General features: G+C 30.2%; 1 pseudogene. It reads left to right on the top strand.

Annotated features, from left to right (window positions below):
- Positions 1 to 549: pseudogene (locus AJN64_RS02520) on the top strand (highly acidic protein); the annotation flags it as partial.

Here is a 549-nt window from a genome sequence, read left to right as displayed (position 1 = left end):
CAAGATGATAATGCAAACGAAACTTTAGAAACTCAAAATTTAGAAGATGAAAATTTAGAACAAGAAACAACTAAAGAACAGAATCAAGAAGACATTCAAACTGATTTAGATTTAACTTTGGAAGATGGCGGAAGCGAAAAAGAAGACTTAAGCCAAGAACATACAGCTTTGGATACTGAGCCTAGTTTAGATGAACTAGATGATAAAAATGATGAAGATTTAGAAATCAAAGAAGATGACAAAAATGAAGAAATAAAAAAGCAAGAATTATTAAACGATTCTAAAGCAAATACATTAGAAATGCAAGAAGAGCTTAACGAATCTCAAGATGATAATGCAAACGAAACTTTAGAAACTCAAAATTTAGAAGATGAAAATTTAGAACAAGAAACAACTAAAGAACAGAATCAAGAAGACATTCAAACTGATTTAGATTTAACTTTGGAAGATGGCGGAAGCGAAAAAGAAGACTTAAGCCAAGAACATACAGCTTTGGATACTGAGCCTAGTTTAGATGAACTAGATGATAAAAATGATGAAGATTTAGAA

This window comes from Campylobacter sp. BCW_4332 (assembly GCF_001763175.1).
Taxonomy (GTDB): Bacteria; Campylobacterota; Campylobacteria; order Campylobacterales; family Campylobacteraceae; genus Campylobacter_D; species Campylobacter_D jejuni.
This window is presented reverse-complemented; position numbering and strand designations above follow the sequence as displayed.